Source organism: Streptomyces sp. IBSNAI002 (assembly GCF_052244475.1).
In the GTDB taxonomy this organism is placed as follows: Bacteria; Actinomycetota; Actinomycetes; order Streptomycetales; family Streptomycetaceae; genus Streptomyces.
Genome location: NZ_JBQPXG010000002.1, coordinates 7,376,825 through 7,391,693, shown reverse-complemented (window position 1 = coordinate 7,391,693; position 14,869 = coordinate 7,376,825). Strand labels below are relative to the sequence as shown.

13 protein-coding genes are annotated in these 14,869 nt (G+C 74.1%); 10 read left to right on the top strand and 3 right to left on the bottom strand.

All coding sequences use genetic code 11. From position 1 onward, the window contains the following. The first annotated feature begins 8 nt into the window (after positions 1 to 8). The 5 genes from ACTVZO_RS34430 (at position 9) to ACTVZO_RS34410 (ending at position 5,015) form a co-directional block, all read left to right on the top strand. A complete protein-coding gene (locus ACTVZO_RS34430) occupies positions 9 to 1,541 on the top strand; it encodes a class I adenylate-forming enzyme family protein (protein ID WP_443302055.1) in 1,533 nt (510 codons plus the stop codon). 80 nt (positions 1,542 to 1,621) lie between these two features. Further along, on the top strand, positions 1,622 to 1,789 hold the full coding sequence (locus ACTVZO_RS34425) for a hypothetical protein (RefSeq protein ID WP_443302054.1): 168 nt from the start codon (positions 1,622 to 1,624) through the stop codon (positions 1,787 to 1,789). A 7-nt stretch (positions 1,790 to 1,796) separates the two neighbouring features. Further along, positions 1,797 to 2,537 carry a 4'-phosphopantetheinyl transferase family protein gene (locus tag ACTVZO_RS34420; protein WP_443302053.1) on the top strand — a complete coding sequence of 247 codons (741 nt, stop codon included), beginning with the start codon at positions 1,797 to 1,799 and terminating at the stop codon, positions 2,535 to 2,537. A gap of 59 nt (positions 2,538 to 2,596) precedes the next feature. Then, positions 2,597 to 3,271 (top strand): TetR/AcrR family transcriptional regulator, encoded by a 675-nt coding sequence (locus tag ACTVZO_RS34415; protein WP_443302052.1) that lies wholly within the window; start codon positions 2,597 to 2,599, stop codon positions 3,269 to 3,271. Positions 3,272 to 3,485: 214 nt separating this feature from the next. Continuing rightward, positions 3,486 to 5,015 carry an MFS transporter gene (locus ACTVZO_RS34410; RefSeq protein WP_443302051.1) on the top strand — a complete coding sequence of 510 codons (1,530 nt, stop codon included), beginning with the start codon at positions 3,486 to 3,488 and terminating at the stop codon, positions 5,013 to 5,015. Between the two features lie 80 nt (positions 5,016 to 5,095). Here ACTVZO_RS34410 and ACTVZO_RS34405 read toward each other — a convergent pair whose 3' ends face one another. Both ACTVZO_RS34405 and ACTVZO_RS34400 read right to left on the bottom strand, forming a co-directional pair. Continuing rightward, positions 5,096 to 6,307 carry a glycosyltransferase gene (locus tag ACTVZO_RS34405; RefSeq protein ID WP_443302050.1) on the bottom strand — a complete coding sequence of 404 codons (1,212 nt, stop codon included), beginning with the start codon at positions 6,305 to 6,307 and terminating at the stop codon, positions 5,096 to 5,098. Between the two features lie 87 nt (positions 6,308 to 6,394). Then, a complete protein-coding gene (locus ACTVZO_RS34400) occupies positions 6,395 to 7,534 on the bottom strand; it encodes a winged helix DNA-binding domain-containing protein (protein ID WP_443302049.1) in 1,140 nt (379 codons plus the stop codon). 297 nt (positions 7,535 to 7,831) lie between these two features. Between ACTVZO_RS34400 and ACTVZO_RS34395 the strand changes: the two genes are divergently transcribed. The 5 genes from ACTVZO_RS34395 to ACTVZO_RS34375 all read left to right on the top strand — a co-directional run bounded on the left by ACTVZO_RS34395 (position 7,832) and on the right by ACTVZO_RS34375 (position 13,400). Further along, positions 7,832 to 9,262, top strand: coding sequence for an NDP-hexose 2,3-dehydratase family protein (locus ACTVZO_RS34395; protein WP_443302048.1), 1,431 nt, complete (start codon positions 7,832 to 7,834; stop codon positions 9,260 to 9,262). A 49-nt stretch (positions 9,263 to 9,311) separates the two neighbouring features. Beyond that, a complete protein-coding gene (locus ACTVZO_RS34390) occupies positions 9,312 to 10,526 on the top strand; it encodes an acyltransferase family protein (RefSeq protein ID WP_443302047.1) in 1,215 nt (404 codons plus the stop codon). Next, the gene (locus tag ACTVZO_RS34385) at positions 10,523 to 11,530 is read left to right on the top strand and encodes an NAD-dependent epimerase/dehydratase family protein (protein WP_443302046.1); all 1,008 of its coding nucleotides are present in this window, start codon (positions 10,523 to 10,525) and stop codon (positions 11,528 to 11,530) included. Before ACTVZO_RS34390 ends, ACTVZO_RS34385 begins: the two co-directional genes overlap by 4 nt. A gap of 76 nt (positions 11,531 to 11,606) precedes the next feature. Then, positions 11,607 to 12,716 (top strand): DegT/DnrJ/EryC1/StrS family aminotransferase, encoded by a 1,110-nt coding sequence (locus ACTVZO_RS34380; protein ID WP_443302045.1) that lies wholly within the window; start codon positions 11,607 to 11,609, stop codon positions 12,714 to 12,716. Between the two features lie 54 nt (positions 12,717 to 12,770). Then, complete coding sequence (locus ACTVZO_RS34375; protein WP_443302044.1) at positions 12,771 to 13,400, top strand: dTDP-4-dehydrorhamnose 3,5-epimerase family protein; 630 nt, start codon at positions 12,771 to 12,773, stop codon at positions 13,398 to 13,400. A 46-nt stretch (positions 13,401 to 13,446) separates the two neighbouring features. On the opposite strand, the gene ACTVZO_RS34370 is transcribed toward ACTVZO_RS34375, so the two are convergent. Continuing rightward, positions 13,447 to 14,706: an amidohydrolase gene (locus ACTVZO_RS34370; protein ID WP_443302043.1), complete on the bottom strand. Its 1,260-nt coding sequence runs from the start codon at positions 14,704 to 14,706 to the stop codon at positions 13,447 to 13,449. Positions 14,707 to 14,869: the final 163 nt, after the last annotated feature.

Sequence of the window (14,869 nt, the reverse complement as noted above, 5' to 3'; positions counted from 1 at the left end):
GAGCTGACATGGGATCGAGCACCAGCACGGGCCTGCCGCAGGCCGACCCTTCGGACGGTACGCCGACCCGTACGCTGACCGACCTGCTGCGGGAGCGGGCGGCCGCCGACCCGGAGGGCATCGCGATCGTCGTCGACGGCCGGGACCCGCTGACCTTCGGGGAGTGGGACCGGCGCGCCGACGCCGCCGCGCACGGCCTGCTGCGGTTCAAGGAACCGCGGCTGCGCCGGATCGCCCTGTACTTCGGCGGGCTCGACTGGATCGACTACGCGGTCGCCTACCACGCGGCCCAGCGGGTCGGCGCGACCACCCTGCACCTCAACGACACGATGCCGGCCGAGGAGATCGCGCACCGGCTGGCGGAGTGCGGCGTGAACGGCATCGTGCACGGCTCCGCGCTGGCTCCGCCGTCCGGCTCCAGCGGCTGGACGGCCACCCTGGAGACGCTCGACACCGGGCGGTACGACCCGCCGGCGCCCGCGCCGCGGATCGACGGCATAGCCGACATCCTGTACACCTCGGGCACCACCGGACGGGCCAAGGCCATCACGGTGACCCACACCAACATGCTGTTCGGACGGGCCAAACCGACCATCGACACCCTCGGCAACGCGGACCACCTGCTGGCCGCGATGCCGCTGGGCACCTCCTCCAGCCAGGGCACCGCCTCGCTGCCGCTGCTGTCCCGCAGCATCCTGCTGGTCGCCCCGCCCGAGGACCCGGAGCAGATCGCCGCGCTGATCACCCGGTATGCGTGCGGCTCGATGATGATCACGCCTGCCACCGCGCTGGCGCTCGTACGGGCCCGGGTGCACGAGCGGCACGACCTCGGCAGCATCCACACCGTCACCACCGCCTCGTCGGCGTTCCCGCCGGCCGTGGCCCGCGACCTGCTCGCCGCGCTCCCCGGAGCGTCCCTCGCGATGGCCTACACCTCGCTGGAGGCCTCTCCGGCCGTCACCCTCCATCTGTTCGACCCGGCCAGACCGCTCTCCATGGGACACCCGGCGCACGGGACGGAGCTGCAGATCACCGACGAGGACCAGCAGCCGCTGCCGGCCGGCTCGGTCGGCGAGATCTGGATGCGCACCGCCGCACCGAAGCGCCGCTATCTCGACACCGACCTCGACCAGCGCTTCAACATCGGCGACTGGACCAGGATGACGGACCTCGGGCGGGTCGACGAGGACGGCGAGCTGACCTTCTTCGACCGGTCCGCGGACGCGGTGCGGTCCGGCGGCGCGCTGATATCCAGCATCGCCGTCGAGGCCGAGCTGTACGAGCACCCGGAGGTCAAGGAGGTGGCCGTGATCGGCACCCCGGACGCCGAACTCGGCCAGGCCGTCACCGCGGTCCTCGTACTGACCTCCCCCGACCGGCTCGACGAGGTACGCGCGTTCGCCGAGTCCCGGCTGCGGAAACCCGAGGTCCCGGCCCACTACGTCCTCACCGGCGCCCTGCCCCGGAGCTTCCTCGGCAAGGTGCTCAAGCGTGAACTGCGCGCCCGCCACGGACGTCCGGCGGACGGCCTGCCGTCCTGACCCGCCCGGCCGGCCCACCCGGCCCACCCGGTCGCCCGGCCGGGCCACCCGCCCACCGACCCACCCGGAGGAGAACCCCGATGCCCCTCGACCCCGCCCTGCTCGCCGTACTCGGCTGTCCCGACCACCCCGACGCCGGACTGCGGCACGACACCGGGACCACGACCTTGACCTGCCTGGACTGCGCCCGGGACTTCCAGGTCGTCGGGGGCGTCCCCGTCCTGCTCGCGCAGAACCCGCAGCGGTAGCGCCACCGTGAACGGGCGGCCCTGCGACGTCTGGTGGGCCCGGACGGACTGGCTCCGCCCGGAGCACCTGAGCGTGCTGAACGCCGGGGAGAACGCGCGGCTGCGCCGCTTCCGGCATCCGGCCGACCGGGAACGCTCCGCGCTGGGCGCCGTCCTGCTGCGGGCGGTCGCCGCAGGTGTGCTCGGGTCGGCGCCGGACGCGGTGGGCGTGGACCGCTCCTGCCCCTCGTGTCCCGGGCAGCACGGCAGACCCGTGCTGCCCGGGACCGGGCTGCACGTGTCGACCAGCCACTCCGGCGTGTTCGTGGTGGTGGCGGCGACCCGCGCCGGACCGGTCGGGGTGGACGTCGAGGAGGAACCCGGCGGGCTCGGCGGGGACTTCCGCGGTGCCGGCACGCTGGGCCCGGAGGAGGCGGCCGGCACCTCGGACGCGGCCGGGTTCGTCCGCTGCTGGGCCCGCAAGGAGGCGCTGCTCAAGGCCGTCGGCGTGGGCATCACGGTGCCGCTCGCCGAGGTCGACCTGGGCCCTCCGGGCGAACCTCCGCGCCTGCGCCGGTTCCCCGGTTCCCGGCCCGACCAGGTGTTCCTCGCCGATCTGCCGGCCGCGGAGGGGTACGCCGGAGCGGTGTGCGTCCTCGCGCCGGGCCCGGTCCCGGTCAGGCACCATGATGCGGGGCCCCTGCTGCACTCGGTCGGGGCCCCCTCAGCCACCGGCGGGTCCGTCCCGCCGGACGGGCGGGTCCGATGACCCGCGCCGTCCGGCGGGACGGACCGGCCGGACCCCACCACCCCGGAGGTCCCCGTACCGTGCCCAGCACCCCCGCATCCGGCGCCCCGGCCACCCGGTCGCGCGCCGATGCCGTCCGCAACCAGCGGCTGCTCGTCGACGCGGCGGCCCGCTCGTTCGCCGAGGGCGGCCTCGGCATCCCCGTATCGGAGATCGTCCGGGAGGCGGGCCTCGGCAAGGGAACGGCGTTCCGCTGCTTCGCGTCCAAGGACCAGCTGGTCGCCGCGATCGCCACCGAACGCCTGGAGGAACTGACCGGACTGACCCTCGCCCTGGCCGAGGAGGAGGACGCCGGCCGCGCCCTGTACTCCTTCATGCGGGCGGCGGCACGGCTGTACACGGCGGACCGCGGCTTCTTCGAGTCGCTCTCGCTGGCCCCGCACGCGCACCCCGACGTACTCGCGGCCGAGGAGAAGCTGACCGACGCGGTGACCGGCGTGCTGTACCGGGCCCAGGAACAGGGCGCGGTGCGGGCCGACATCGGCACCGTGGACGTGATGCTGCTGCTCGGCGGCATCCGGCAGGCGGCTGCCCCGCTGCGCGCCGAACAGCCCGAGCTGTGGCAGCGCTACCTCGACGTGGTCTTCGACGGGCTCCGCACGCCGGCCCCCGGAGCCGCGGACCGGCCGTACGCCGTGGCCGCACCCTCCCTGGCGGACTACCGCCGGGCGGTGGAGGCGCTCGGCGCGCCGTGACGGGCCCGCCCCGGCCGCGTCCGGGGCGCCACCCGCCCGGCCCGCCGGGCAGGCCGCCACGCGCACCGGCTGCCCGGACCGTCCCCACGACCCCTCGTCATCACCGCCCACATCTGTCTCAAATAAACGGACCAGGAGGTCCGCTTCCGATGTTACGATCCCGCGGAACCGGCCTCGCCGGGTCCACCGACCTGCTGTTCTGTCAGGAGCGCCAGTGACCACCTCACCTGCCAAAGGCTCCTCGTCGAGCCCTGCACCAGCACTGTCCGGACCGGGCGGCCGACCCGCACTGATCATCGTGTTCCTGTGTCTCGCCGACCTGATGGTCGTGCTGGACGCGACGATCGTGAACGTGGCCCTGCCGTCGATCAATTCCGGCCTCCACATGTCCCAGGGCGACCTCCAGTGGGTCGTGAACGTCTACGCGCTGATGTTCGGCGGCTTCCTGATTCTCAACGGCAGGCTCGGCGACCTCTTCGGCCGCAAGCGGCTGCTGCTGGCCGGCGTCGTCCTGTTCACGGTCTCCTCCGCGGTCAACGGCCTGGCGACCGACGCGACCGTACTGATCGTCGGACGCGGCGTCCAGGGCCTGGCCGGTGCGATGATCGCGCCCGCCGGACTCTCCATCATCAACACCTCGTTCAAGGACGCCTCGCTGCGCACCAAGGCGCTCGCCGCGTGGGGCACCATCGCCGCGGCGGGCGGCGCGCTCGGCCTGCTCCTCGGCGGGCTGCTGACGGCCTCGCTCTCCTGGCACTGGATCTTCTTCATCAACATCCCGGTCGGCGCGGCCGTCCTGCTCGGCTCGCGCTTCATCCCGGACTCCCGGGTCACCGAGGGCGACCGGTCGGTGGACGTGGTCGGCGCCGTCAGCATCACCGGCGGCCTGCTGCTGCTCGTCCTCGCGCTGAGCAACGGCGAGTCCTGGGGCTGGACCTCGGCCCGCACCCTGGGGGCCGCGGCCGGCACGGCGGTCCTGCTCGCCGTGTTCGTGGTGGCCTCGCTGCGCAGCCGTGCGCCGATCGTCCGGTTCGGGATCTTCCGGATCCGCTCGCTGGCCGTCGCCGACCTCGTCCTGCTGATGCTCACCTCGGGCATCTTCTCCATGTTCTTCTTCTCCTCCCTGTACCTCCAGGGCGTCCTCGCCTACAGCCCGCTGCGGGCCGGCCTGGCCTTCCTGCCCGCCGCCATCGGCGTGATGGTCGGCGCCACCCTGGCCCAGCCGACCGTGGGCAGGATCGGGCCGATCCCCGTCGGTACGACGGGTCTGGCCCTCGGCGCCGGCGGCATGCTGCTGCTGTCGCGCCTGCCGGAGAACGGCACGTACGCCGGCGACCTGCTGCCCGGCCTGCTGATGCTGTCCATCGGTCTGGGCATCGCGTTCGTCCCCGTCACCCTGCTAGCCACCTCCGGCGTCCCGGAGTCGGACGCCGGTCTGGCCTCCGGGCTGTACCAGACCGTCCAGGAGATCGGCGGCGCGGTGGGCCTCGCCGTGCTGTCGGCCATCGCCGTGCGCCAGGCCACCGCCGAGCTCGGCGGCAACCCCTCCCCCGACACGGCCGCCCAACTGGCCGCGCAGGTCTCCGGGTTCCGCGCCGCGTTCGCGGTCGGCGCCCTGCTGCTGCTCGCCGGAGCGGTGCTGTTCGTCGCCCTGCTGCGCAAGCGGCACGTCGAAGCGGTACTCCAGGAGATGACCCAGCCGGCCGAGAAGGAGCCGAAGGAGACCGCGGCGGAACCCGCCTGAGGCGTCCTCAACCGACGGAGGCCCGTGACCGGAACGCGGTCACGGGCCTCCGGCCGTCCACCCGGCGGGGACGGCCGGGCTCAGTCCTGCGGCAGGCTCTCGCCCGACGCCAGCAGTTCCAGCAGCCCGACCGCCTCGGCCGGACCCGGCAGATCGCGCAGTTCGGCCCGCAGCCGCTGCGTGTTCTCCCGGTGGATCCCGTCCGCCAGCACCTCGGACGCCGCGGCGCGCACCGCCTGCGGCGTCAGAGTCGCCGGGTCGACGGACCGGCCGATGCGCAGTTCCTCGACGCGGCGCGCGTTGTCCGGGTGGTCCCCGAGGAACGGGATGACCACCTGCGGGACACCGGCGTCCAGGGCGCCCACCACGGTGTTGAACCCGCCGTGGGTGACGGCGAGCGCACAGTGCGGCAGCAGCAGGCTCTGCGGGATGTAGCGCTCCACCCTGATGTTCGACGGCAGCGGCCCGAGTTCGGCCGGGTCGCTGTCCCGGTCGGTGGTGGCGATGACGTTCACGGGCTCCCCGTCGAACGCGGCCAGCACCTCGCCGAACAGCTGGGGGAAGGCCCCCGGCACCCAGCGGTTCGCGATCGTCCCAAAGGTGACGTAGACGGTCGGCCGGTCGGGCAACCCGGCCACCCATGCGGGCAGTTCCTCGTCCTGCGCCCGGTCGAAGGGCATGGGCCGCAGGGCCCGCATGGTGCGCGGCCGGTACTGCCCCGGGTACAGGTAGCCGGGCGGCGCGCAGCACAGGTGCAGGTGGCGGTGAAGCATCCGCTCCTCGGGGTCGGGGGCCAGCCCGGCCTCCTCGCGGGCCCGTGCCAGTTCCTCGGTGATGAGGTCCTGGAGGGGCCGCATGTCGTACAGCGGGGTGGTGTCCAGCGCCGCGTGCGGCACGCCGAGGACCTCGGCGGCCACCGCGCCACCCACCTCGTAGCTGTCGCGCACGATCACGTCGGGCCGCCAGTCCTTCGCCAGGGCGAGCAGGTCCGGGACCATCCGGCGGGTCCGTACGCCGTACAGGATGCGGGCGATCGCCACCCGGTCCATCTCCACACCGTGCGGTGCCAGGCCCCGGGCGCTCTCCTTGATGCGGAGGAACTCGGCGTCGCCGTCGCCGTCCCGGCCGAGGCCGGCCGGGAAGCCGCGCAGTCCCACCGCCTCGACGGCGGGCAGCATCGACTTGCCGGTGGCGAAGGCCACTTCGTGGCCCGCCGCCCGGGCGGCGGCGGCGAGCGGCACGAGCGGATGGAAGTGCCCGGGGGCCGGTGTCGTCGTGAACAGCACACGCATCGAAGACTCCTCAGCAGTCGGTTCCCTGGTGTGTACCGCCCGCCCGGGGTCCCCCGCTGCTCAGTTGTGCCCAGTACGGGCCGGTGCTCAGCCGGCCACCACCACGCGGGCCGGTCCGTCCGGTACGCACACCGGCAGGAGCCGCTCGGCCTCCGCCACCAGCTCGGCCGTGACGGCGCGCGACAGCTCCTCCAGCGGGGTGAGCGTGAGCACGGCCTCCCGGCGCTTGCGGTCCAGCGACCACACGCCGGCCACCGTCCCGTCGACCAGGAAGGTCGGCTTCAGCTGGAGGTTGGCCTTGGCGTACACGGCGTCGCGGTGCTCCGGCGGCAGGATCCGGGCCCGGCGCTTCGGCGCGTACGCGAGCAGGGTGCTGTCGAACCAGGGCAGCAGGCGCACCGGCGCGGGCTCGGCGGCCGGCGGGCGGGGTGCGTCGGGCAGGTCGTAGAGGAGTTGGCCGCTCTCGTCCTTGAACACCGCCAGCCGGCCCTCGAGCGACTTCAGCAGGGCCTTGACGGGGGTGACCTTCATCCCGGTCCACTGGGCGATGTCGGCGGCTCCGGCCGGTCCGAAGGCCCGCAGGTGGCGGTGGACCACGTCGTGCAGCGCGGCCTCGGGGGCGGGCGGGCCGCCGGCCGGTGCGGGGGCCGCGAGCACCCCCTCCGGCACCGCCTCGTCCCAGACCCCGCCGGCCGGCGAGCGGGTCACGGCCACGGTGGAGCGGAACGGCCGCCACTTGTAGGTCCGCTGGAACTCCAGCTCGCCCGCGTCGATGGCCTGCGGATGGGCCGCGACCCACTTCTCGATCCAGTCCGTGACCTCCTCCGGGGAGCGCGCCACGGATCCGGCGAACTCGGTGAGGCCCTCCCTGAACCGGTCCGCCGCGGCGTCCGACTCACCTCGGGTCCGGCGCCAGGTGTCGTCCCCGGCGGCCACCACGACGGCTGCGTACGCGGCGTGTTCGGCCGGGGTCACCAGGTGCAGGGTGCGCCGCAGCAGCGTGCCCACCACGAGGGTGCGCTGCTCCAGGGCGGTCCGCACGCTGTCGGCGTCCACGCCTCGCACCCGGGTCCACAGGGCGACCGGCAGCGCCGGGCCGTACTGTGCCTGGACGGCTCCGATGGCCTCCACGGCCTGCGGCAACGGCAGGTCGAGCCGCTCCAGCAGTCCCTGCCGGGCCAGCAGCGCCCGGTTTAACTCACGGTCCGTCAATGTCTGTGGAGTCACGACCCATCCCGTCCTGCGGAAGTCTGCCGCGACGCAGCCTAGTGGAGGACCACCGGGCGGCGGAGGGGTTGCCGTCCGGGCCGTCGCCCCGGCCGTCGCCCCGCTCCGCGGAGGCCCGCGAATGCGCAATTGTGTCTATCCGCTGTCGTGCGGCGGCTCCTAGGTTCTCGCTCTGACTCGCCTGTCGGACACCGTCGGAGATGCGGACCGGATGAGCGCACCCAAGAGGACCCGCACCCCGAGCCCGGCCGACCACACCCCGGCCTCCCCGGCCGGCCCACCCGCTGCGGAGTAGCCATGGAAGAGCCATCACCGGCCCTGTCGGTCAGCCGCTCGCCGTCCGGCGTGCAGGAGCCACCCCTCGCGCAGCGCTTCATGCTCTCCCTGGCGGCCGAGGACAGCCCCCGCTTCCCGCTGAGCGCGTTCCACACCTGGTACGCGGAACGCTGCGCGCGCCGGTTCAAGGTCTCCCGGATCCCGTTCGACGCGCTGGAGCAGTGGTATTCGGAGCCCGGCACGGGGAACCTGCGGCACCGCACCGGCCGGTTCTTCTCGATCGAGGGGCTGCGCGCGGAGGACGGCGACCGCCTCGTGGCGGGCGCCGCCCGGCCGATCATCGTCCAGCCCGAGATCGGCACCCTCGGCCTGCTGGTACGGCAGTTCGACGGCGTCCTGCACTTCCTGATGCAGGCGAAGATGGAACCCGGGAACATCAACACCGTGCAGTTGTCGCCGACCGTGCAGGCGACGCGCAGCAACTACACGCAGGCGCACGGCGGTTCCGTCGTCCGCTATCTGGAGTACTTCGCCCGCCCGGGCCGGGCCGAGGTGCTGGTGGACCTCCTGCAGTCCGAACACGGCTCGTACTTCCTGCACAAGCGCAACAGACACATGGTGGTGGAGACCACCGAGGACGTACCGCCGCACGAGGACTTCCACTGGCTGACCCTCGGTCAGCTCCGGCTGCTCCTGCAGCAGGAGCACGTGGTCAACATGGACTCCCGGACGGTGCTGTCCTGCGTCCCGGTCGACTCGGCCGGCTTCGCCCCGGCGGGTGCCACCGGGTTCGGCGCCGGTGTGCTGCACTCGCTCAGTCCGGCGGCGCGGCCCCGGCACACCCTGGCGGAGCTGACCCGCTGGCTGACCGACATGCGGGCCGGCGCGCCCGGTTCGGTGCGCCGGGTGCCCCTCAACGACACCGAACGGGCGGGCTGGGTGCGTACGGCCGACAGCATCGCGCTGCGCGGGGGCGGTGCGTTCAGCGTCATCGGGGCCCAGGTCGAGGCCGGCAACCGCGAGGTGCCCTCGTGGTCCCAGCCGCTGCTGGAGCCGACCGGGGTCGCCGTGCACGCCTTCCTGGCGACCCGGCTCGACGGTGTCCTGCACGTGCTGGTGCAGGCGTACGAGGAGGCGGGGTCGCTCAACGGGCCGGAGTTGGCGCCGACCGTCCAGTGCCTGCCGGGCGAGCGCTCCCGCTACCTCGGCGAGGTGCTGTCGGCCCCCGCCCCGCGGGTGCACTACGACGTGCTCCAGTCCGAGGAGGGCGGGCGCTTCCACCGGGCGGAGAGCCGCAACATGCTCGTCGAGGCCCCCGAGGGTTTCCCGCTCGAGCAGCCCCCCGAGTACCGGTGGGCGACCCTCGACCAGCTGGCCCGGATGACCAGGTTCGGGCACCACGTCAACATCCAGGCCCGCACCCTGCTCGCCTGCCTCCCCAGCGCGTGGTGACCCCGCCCGAGCCACTCCCCCACCCAGAGCACCCCGAGGAGACCCGACCATGACCGAGCTACCGGCGAGAGACCTGGCCCAACCCCGGCCGCCCACCGGTCCGGGCGCCCCGGACGGGCCCACCGCGGACGGACCGGGCTCCCCGCCGCCCGCCAGGCTGGACACGCTGACCGGGCTGCGCTTCGTCGCGGCGCTGCTGGTCTTCCTGTACCACTCCTTCGTCGAGGTCAGGTTCGTCAGCGGCGGCACCGGCGAGTGGCTGAACTCGGCCATGGACCGGGGCGGCAGCTACGGCGTGGGCTTCTTCTTCGTCCTCAGCGGCTTCGTGCTGACCTGGTCCTACCGGCCCGGCACCTCGCGCGGCCTGTTCCTGCGCCGACGGCTCGCCAAGATCTTTCCCAACCACCTGGTCACCCTGGCGGCGGCGGTCCTGCTGGCCGTGAGCACGGGCACGGCCCTCGGTGTCACCGACTGGCTGCCCAACCTGCTGCTCCTGCAGTCCTGGTGGCCGGACCCGCTGGTCGCCTCCTCCGGCAATCCGGTCAGCTGGTCGCTCTCCTGCGAGCTGCTGTTCTACCTCGCCTTCCCGTTCCTGCTGGCGGCGGTCGAGCGGATACCGCGACGGCTGCTGTGGCCCGCGGCCGTGACGGTGGTCGGACTGTGCGCGGGCGCGGCGCTGGTCGGACGGTACGTGATCTCCAACGAGCCGGCCCTGCCGTACCCCGGCTTCGAGTCGATGTCCTACCACCAGGTGTGGTTCGTCTACTTCTTCCCGCCCGTGCGGATGCTCGACTTCGTCCTCGGCATCCTGGTGGCCCGGCTGGTGCTGACCGGCCAGTGGGTGCGGATCGGCATGCTGCCCGCGCTCGCCCTGGCGGCCACCGGGTACGTGGTCTCCACGTACTCCGTCTACCTGCTGGGCGTCGGGGGCATCGCCTCGGTGTGGCTGGTGCCGCTGATCGCCAGTGCCGCGACCGCCGACGCCCGCGGCACGGCCTCCCCGCTGCGCGGGCCGGTCTGGGTCCGGCTCGGCGAACTGTCCTTCGCCTTCTACATGGTGCACTACCTGGTGCTCACGCAGCTGAGGAAGGCGCTGGGCCCCGAGTGGACCTCCTCGCTCGGCGTCGAACTGCTGGTCGTCGTCCTGGGCCTGGGGCTGTCGCTGGCCCTGGCCTGGCTCCTGCACGCGCTGGTGGAACGCCCGGTGACCGCACTGGCCGGCCGCCGGCGGCGGCCCTCGACCGCGAAGGCAGCTGACGCATGACGCACCAGGCTCCCGACGCCCCCCTCCCCGCCGGGGCTCCGCTGATCACGGTGCTGGGCGCGTCCGGCTTCGTCGGCTCGGAGGTCACCGCGGCGTTCAGCCGGCTCCCGGTCCGGCTCCGGGCGGTGGCCCGCCGGCCCAGCAGCGTGCCCCCGGGCAAGGCCCTGACCGAGGTCCGCACGGCCGACCTCACGGACCTCGGGGCGCTGGCCGGGGCGGTGGCCGGGTCGGACGTGGTCGTCTCCCTGGTCAGCCACAGCGACGGGTGGCGGGCGGCCGGCACGGGCAGCAGCCCGGAATCCGTCAACGTCGGCGTGATGGGCTCCCTGGTCGAGGTCCTGGACGGCCGCCGGCCGGGCGGCGGGCCCCCGCTGGTGCTCTACTCCGGCGCTGCCTCGCAGACCGGGCTGCCCCGGGCGGAGCCGATCGACGGCAGCGAGCCGGACCGCCCCGAGACCGAGTACGACCGCCAGAAGCTGCGCGCCGAGCAACTCCTGAAGGAGGCCACCGCGGCCGGGGCGGTGCGGGGCGTCAGCCTGCGCCTGCCCACCGTGTTCGGCCGCCCCGCCGCCGCCGGGGCGGACGACCGGGGCGTGGTGTCGTTCATGGTCCGGCGCGCGCTCGCCGGCGAGCCGCTCACCCTGTGGCACGACGGCACCGTACGGCGCGACCTGGTGTGCGTCCAGGACATCGCGCAGGCCTTCCTGGCGGCCGTGGAGCGGCCGGACCCGCTGGTGGGCCGGCACTGGCTGCTCGGCTCGGGGCGGGGCGAACCGCTCGGGGACGTGTTCCGGACGATCGCCCGGCTCGTGGCCGTCCGCACCGGGCGGCCCCCGGTGCCGGTGCTCTCCACCACACCCCCCGCGCACGCCCCGGCGACCGACTTCCGCAGCGTCACCATCGACTCCACCGCGTTCCGCGAGGCCACCGGCTGGCGGCCCCGGGTGCCGCTGGAGGAGGCCCTGCGGGCCACCGTCGACGCGCTCGCCGACGCACGCGCCTGAACCGGCCGGGGCGGCTCCCCCTGGCCCCGGCCGGTCCCGGCCGGGGCACCGTACGGACAGAACGGACGGAACACGTATGACGATCCGGGTGTGGGACTACCTCCAGGAGTACGAGAACGAGCGCGCGGACCTGCTCGACGCCGTCGACTCCGTTTTCAGGTCGGGGCAGTTGGTGTTCGGCGCCAGCATGCGGAGCTTCGAGGAGGAGTTCGCCGCCTACCACGGCTCCGGGCACTGCGTGAGCGTGGACAACGGGACGAACGCCGTCAAACTCGGTCTGCAGGCCCTCGGTGTCGGGCCCGGGGACGAGGTGGTCACCGTCTCGAACACCGCCGCCCCCACGGTCCTGGCCATCGACGCGGTCGGAGCGCGGCCGGTCTTCGTCGACGTGGACCCGGACAGCTACCTGATGGACACCGCACAGGTCGCGGCGGCGATCACCGACCGGACCCGGGCCCTGCTGCCGGTGCACCTGTACGGCCAGTGCGTCGACCTGGCGCCGCTCGAACGGCTGGCCGCCGACCACGGCCTGAAGCTGCTGGAGGACTGCGCCCAGGCGCACGGTGCCCGCCGGCACGGCCGGGTTGCCGGCTCCACGGGCGACGCGGCGGCCTTCTCCTTCTACCCGACGAAGGTCCTCGGCGCCTACGGCGACGGCGGGGCGGTGCTCACCTCGGCCGATGACACCGCCGCGCGGCTGCGCCGGCTGCGCTACTACGGCATGGAGGAGCGCTACTACGTCGTGGAGACCCCCGGCCACAACTCCCGGCTGGACGAGCTCCAGGCCGAGATCCTGCGCCGCAAGCTCCGCCGGCTGGACGACTACGTGGCGGCCCGGCGGGCCGTAGCCGAACGGTACGCCGAGGGCCTCGGCGACACCGACCTGGTGCTGCCCGGGGTCGTGGACGGCAACGAGCACGTCTACTACGTCTACGTGGTCCGCCATCCGCGCCGTGACGCGATCCTCGAGGCACTGGGGACCCACGGCATCGCGCTGAACATCAGCTATCCCTGGCCGGTGCACACCATGAGCGGTTTCGCGCACCTCGGCTACGCCAAGGGCTCGCTGCCGGTCACCGAGGAGCTGGCCGGGCAGATCTTCTCGCTGCCCATGTACCCCTCGCTCACGCCGGAGGTGCAGGACCGGGTGATCGCCGCCGTCCGCGAGGTCCTGCTCAAGGTCTGACCCGGCGGGGCCCCGGCACCGCCCCACCTCGCACCCGACGATCCAGGAGACGACATGGAAGCACGCAAGCTCACCGTCGACGGCGCCTTCGAGTTCACCCCGCGGGTCTTCCCCGACGACCGGGGGCTGTTCGTCTCGCCGTTCCAGGAGGCCGCCTTCGCGGAGGCGACCGGGCTGGCCGCGTTCCGCGTGGCGCAGAGCAACCACAGCAGGTCGCGGCGCGGGGTGGTGCGCGGGGTGCACTTCACCACGACGCCGCCCGGTACGGCCAAGTACGTGTACTGCCCGCAGGGCGAGGTGCTCGACATCGTGATCGACATCCGGGTGGGTTCGCCGACCTTCGGCCAGTGGGACGCCGTCCGGCTGAATCCGGAGACGTTCAAGGCCGTGTACTTCCCGGTGGGCGTCGGCCACGCATTCGTGGGCCTGGGCGAGGAGTCCGTGGTGTCGTACCTGCTGACCAGCCCCTACGTCGCCGAACACGAGCTGGCGATCTCGGCGTTCGACCCGGAGCTGGACCTGCCGCTCCCGCAGGACGTCCCGCGCGTCGTGTCGGAGCGCGACGGTGTGGCCCCGACCCTGGCCGAGGCGCGGGCCGCGGGTCTGCTTCCGGTGTACGCGGAGTGCCTCGCGATCGAGCAGGCCGCCGCCCGGGCCGCGCAGAGCCTGAAGGACCCGGCCTGACCGTCCGGGCCGGGCGCGCGGGGCCCGGCCCGCTCCCCCGACGCCGTCACGGGGAGCCGAGCCGGGCCAGCGCCGCCGTGGTCAGGGCCCGGACGCCCGCGGGCAGGGCGGTGCGGACGTCGGGGGCGAAGTCCGGGGCGTGGTTGGCGGGCAGGGCGGCCAGCTTCTCGGCCGCCGTCGTGCCGGGCGCGCGGGACCAGGCGGCGGGGCCGGCCGTGCCCAGCATCCAGTAGCCGAGCCGGATGCCCCGCTCGCCGTGCACCTCCTGCCCCGCGTCGCCGAACAGGGCGAAGTCCTCCGTGGCGAGCGAGGGCGGCCACATCGCCACCCGCCCGGCGCCGAACTCGGCGGCGTGCGCCTCCCGTACCGCCGCGGTCAGTCCCGGGTCGGGGTGGGTGACGGGCGAGGCGGACAGCCGGTCGATCTCCGGCTCCCGGGGGCAGGCCGCCGCGACGCACTCGGCGCGCACGATCCGCTCCACGGCCGCGGCCGCCCGGGCCAGCGAGGCTTCGCTCACCGCCCGTACGGTCACGGCCAGTTCGGCGCGGTCCGGGATGACGTTCGCCCGGTCTCCGGCCCGGAACGAGCCGACGGTCACCGCCACCTGCTCCGCCGGGGCGGCCTCCCGGGCCACGACCGTCTGGAGCCGGGTCACCACGTGGGCGGCGGCCACCACCGGGTCCACGGCGAGGTGCGGGGCGCCGGCGTGCCCGCCCCGGCCGTGCACCACCACCCGGAAGGTGACGCTTCCGGCCGTCACGGGCCCGTACCCGTGCGCCACCATCCCGGCGGGCAGCGGGGCCGCGTGCTGGGCCAGTACCTCGTCCGGGCGGCCGCACCGCCGGTAGAGGCCGTCGGCCAGCATCGCCCGGGCCCCTTCGAGGGTCTCCTCGGCGGGCTGCCCGGCCACCACGAGGGTGCCGCGCCAGGTGTGCGGCGCCCCGGCCAGCAGCGCGGCGGTGCCGGCCGCCGCGGCCAGGTGCAGATCGTGCCCGCAGGCGTGCGCCGCCTCGCCGTCGGCCGCGTACGGCAGCCCGCTGGTCTCCCGCACGGGCAGGGCGTCGAGTTCGGCCCGCAGCAGGACGGTGGGCCCGTCGCCGTTGCGCAGCACCCCGGCCACTCCGTGGCCGCCGATGCCGCGCGTGGTCGCGTACCCCGCCGATTCCAGCCGTCCGGCGAAGCGGTCGGCGGTGCGCCGCTCCGCTCCCGACAGCTCGGGATCCCGGTGCAGTTCCAGGTAGAACGTGGTCAGGTCGCGCAGGTGCGCGTCCAGTCGGGCGAGCGCCGCGGGTGCGTGAGCGGTCATGCCGCCATGATCCGCCCGTGCGGCGGGAGCGTGAACGGCAGGGCGCTGTCACATCGTGTCAGTGGAGTGTCAGCGGGACGGGGGGTCGGGTGACGGCGTGACCGGTTCTGATGGGCGCAGGCACAGCACAGCCCGGTGCCGGTCCCGCCCCAGAAGGAGTCAT

Bases quoted from the DNA above. Each gene is read 5' to 3' on its own strand.
- ACTVZO_RS34430 (WP_443302055.1), top strand. From the start codon at position 9: ATGGGATCGAGCACCAGCACGGGCCTGCCGCAGGCCGACCCTTCGGAC.
- ACTVZO_RS34425 (WP_443302054.1), top strand. From the start codon at position 1,622: ATGCCCCTCGACCCCGCCCTGCTCGCCGTACTCGGCTGTCCCGACCAC.
- ACTVZO_RS34405 (WP_443302050.1), bottom strand. From the start codon at position 6,307: ATGCGTGTGCTGTTCACGACGACACCGGCCCCCGGGCACTTCCATCCG.
- ACTVZO_RS34395 (WP_443302048.1), top strand. From the start codon at position 7,832: ATGGAAGAGCCATCACCGGCCCTGTCGGTCAGCCGCTCGCCGTCCGGC.
- ACTVZO_RS34390 (WP_443302047.1), top strand. From the start codon at position 9,312: ATGACCGAGCTACCGGCGAGAGACCTGGCCCAACCCCGGCCGCCCACC.
- ACTVZO_RS34385 (WP_443302046.1), top strand. From the start codon at position 10,523: ATGACGCACCAGGCTCCCGACGCCCCCCTCCCCGCCGGGGCTCCGCTG.
- ACTVZO_RS34380 (WP_443302045.1), top strand. From the start codon at position 11,607: ATGACGATCCGGGTGTGGGACTACCTCCAGGAGTACGAGAACGAGCGC.
- ACTVZO_RS34375 (WP_443302044.1), top strand. From the start codon at position 12,771: ATGGAAGCACGCAAGCTCACCGTCGACGGCGCCTTCGAGTTCACCCCG.
- ACTVZO_RS34370 (WP_443302043.1), bottom strand. From the start codon at position 14,706: ATGACCGCTCACGCACCCGCGGCGCTCGCCCGACTGGACGCGCACCTG.